At 67.3% G+C, this 529-nt stretch carries 1 protein-coding gene; it reads left to right on the top strand.

Annotated elements, in window-relative coordinates:
• A partial coding sequence (locus tag ACU8YC_RS26075) for an MFS transporter (protein WP_446896123.1) occupies positions 1-529 on the top strand: 529 nt, incomplete at both ends.

The raw sequence follows: 529 nt of genomic DNA, 5'->3' as shown, positions 1-529 counted from the left end.
ATGCTGACCACGATGACGACGGTGACCTTCTACATGATCACCGTCTACACCCCGACCTTCGGCAGGAACGTCCTCAAGCTCACCGAGACCGACAGCCTGATCGTCACGCTGTTCGTGGCGATCACGAACTTCATCTGGCTGCCCGTGGGCGGGGCCCTGTCGGACGCCGTCGGCCGGAAGCCGGTGCTGCTGACGATCTCGACTCTGTCGCTGCTGACGACCTACCCGGCCCTGCACTGGCTCGTGGCCGACCCGACCTTCGGCAAGATGCTCGCCGTCGAGCTGTGGTTCTCGTTCTTCTTCGGCGTCTACAACGGCGCGATGGTGGTCTCCCTCTCCCAGGTGGTGCCGCCGCACGTCCGCGCGAGCGGCTTCTCGCTGGCCTACAGCCTCGCCACCGCGCTGTTCGGCACGGCCACGCCGCTGGTCTCGACCTTCCTGATCGAGAAGACCGGCGACCGGGCGGCGCCGAGCTACTGGCTGATGGCGGCGGCCGCCTGCGGCATCGTCGCGACGCTCGCCCTGTTCC

The sequence above is a fragment of the Citrobacter sp. VF227 genome, assembly GCF_052950715.1.
Note: the sequence above shows the minus strand (reverse complement) of the source record. Positions and strands in the feature narration are given on the sequence as shown.